Origin of the sequence: Snodgrassella gandavensis (genome assembly GCF_914768025.1) — a bacterium.
Classification (GTDB): Bacteria; Pseudomonadota; Gammaproteobacteria; order Burkholderiales; family Neisseriaceae; genus Snodgrassella; species Snodgrassella gandavensis.
In genome coordinates this window covers 1-2354 of the sequence record NZ_CAJZCE010000030.1, presented here as the reverse complement: position 1 = coordinate 2354, position 2354 = coordinate 1, and the positions used below count along the sequence as shown (strand labels likewise).

At 41.3% G+C, this 2354-nt stretch carries 2 protein-coding genes; both read right to left on the bottom strand.

Going from position 1 to position 2354, the window contains the following annotated elements:
- Positions 1-216 precede the first annotated feature (216 nt).
- Positions 217-600 carry an SMI1/KNR4 family protein gene (locus MJ764_RS11300; protein WP_239327113.1) on the bottom strand — a complete coding sequence of 128 codons (384 nt, stop codon included), beginning with the start codon at positions 598-600 and terminating at the stop codon, positions 217-219.
- Between the two features lie 4 nt (positions 601-604).
- The coding region (locus MJ764_RS11495) for a VENN motif pre-toxin domain-containing protein (protein ID WP_275415315.1) at positions 605-2354 on the bottom strand (1750 nt) is incomplete at its 5' end.

The window sequence follows — 2354 nt, the reverse complement described above, 5'->3', positions numbered from 1 at the left end:
AAAAGGACTGGCTAAAGAAAAGCAGCTAGAGAATTTATTTTACTCATCAGACAGTCATTGTGTTAGAACGAATGCCGATGAGTAGGTAGTGTCTGTCAGATTAAGTTTAAGCTAGTACAATCAACAAGGCTTTAAGTTTTATCTAGCTGATAATGGAGTTTGGTTAACCAATACTGTTCATACTAACTTTTTGATATTTGACTAAACCTAACCTAATTAAATCCTCTCGGCTTTATATCGTGCTGATTCTTCTTTGGCTTGTTTTAACCATTCATCAAAGCTATAGACACTACCCCTGTCCTCCCATCCAGGAGAAGCAAAAGTATGAACAAAGTATACTTTCGGATTGCCTGATTTATCGGAACCATCAAAACAAACGATATCATCAGTATTAGAAGCTTTGGCAAATGGTATCAGTTTTCTAGTTGGGTATTGTTTTTTTATCTCAAATAACCATTGTTTAGCAAAATTTTCAAATTCATACAAAAACCACCATGGTTCTAAATCTAGAACATCTTTCTTAGAAACAATTTCCAAAAAAGATAGCGGATATTTGAATCCTTCGGGTAATTCTTCTTTTGAATATAAGTAATGAGCCATATTATTAATCCTTAGGTTTACCACTAATGCGAGGAGGAGTACTTGAACCATATGGATTATTTTTACTAAATCCACCTGACTGTTTATTAATTCTTCCTGTTATTGCCTCTCCCCAAGTTGTAGGTACAAATCCTTTTCTAGGATCAGAAAACCTATTTACTTCAGCAGGTAAAAGCTTATCATCGAAATTTCTAACATTAGCTTTAATATCTATACCAGCTTCTCTAGCGGCTGCTATTCTAGTATTATCCATACTCGTGAATTTTCCGTCTGGCATTTTAATTACATCAACTGGATCACCTTTCCAACCATTAGTTTTCATGTTTGTAACAAGATCGTCATAAGTATATTTCATATTAGTCCCTCGTTCTACTTTATTATAAGAAACCGTATTTTGTGAGAATCTAATTTCATTAGGACTCAAAGTAGATATATTGGAAATTCCCTTTCCTACATTCGCATCCTTTCCAACTTCCTTACCAACTCCACGAGATTCACTCTTTATCGCATTCGCTTCTGCGTTCTTGATAACCTGTCCATTTGCTGTTACAAGACTTCCGGCTTTATTGTTGTATCTGGTTGTAATTGCCTTTATTTCATTAATCGATAATGCCTTGCCTCGTTTTAGTGCAATTACATTGATTACTGATTTTAAGCTCAAACCCGAATTATAAAGCGCATCTACCTGTTCTCCAATCTGGGCATATGAACCGAAATATTGACCTGCTATCTGGTAGCTTGATGCTATCGCTTCTATCTGTTCGTCTGGAACGCCTGCTTTTTTCATCTTTTGGATGGCGTTTGAGAGTCTTATCTCTTCAAATTCGGGCGTCTTTATTTTTCCTGATGGTGTCCATTTGTTAACTTCCTTATTGAATATAGGAGTATCCCATCCATGCTGGCTTTCTCCAGCACCCTGCATCATTTTGCTACCATAGCTTGTTAACAGTATCATTGATTCTTCGGTTGATAGCTGCCCACTTCTATACAGCTCTAGTATGATTTGTGATGCCTGTTTAGATGCTTGCTCATAATCAGCTAATACTTGCTTTTTACACTGTTCAGTTTTACAAGCATCATATTTTCTTTGGTAATCATCTGCATTTTGTACGCCGGCTTTTTTTAGTTTTTCGTTTATTTTTCTTTCTTGGGCATTTAGTTTGCTTTCGCCTTTGCTGTTGATGAGGGCGTTATTCTCCACTGAATTCTGCCCAACTACCCCCGCAATCTGCGCATTAACCAGTGAACCGCCCGTTAGCCCGCCTGATACGGTGGCCACCGCTGACGATAGGTCTCTGATGCTGGCTTTCACACTCTCCGGCAAGCGGTTCGGGTCTATCTCGCCGGTTCTTGGGTCTATGGCTTCGGGGTATTGATCTTTGGGTAGTTGTTTAATCAGGTATTGCGCTGCCAGTTCGGCTGCGCTTGCGCCTACTGCGCCGGCGGCGGCATTACCACCGTTAATGCTGGCACTGATGGCGCCCAGTAGAGCATGCGCTACCAGTTGGGCGGCTTGGTTCTGGTTATCCCCATGGCCGAATTGTTTGCCGATTAGTTCTGCGGCATAGGGGGCGAGGGCGTTGGTAGCCGCTTGCAGGTTGGTCTGGCAGCCAAGGATGCCGGTGACGGCACTGGTGACGGCGTTCAGGGCACGGCTCTTGCCGCCGCCGATACCCCATGATTGTGCCTGCTCGTCTGCTGCACGGTAGTCTTTGCTGGTTTCTCTGAGTACCAGTTGTTTTTTGTCTTCGCTT

Bases quoted from the DNA above. Each gene is read 5' to 3' on its own strand.
- MJ764_RS11300 (WP_239327113.1), bottom strand. From the start codon at position 600: ATGGCTCATTACTTATATTCAAAAGAAGAATTACCCGAAGGATTCAAA.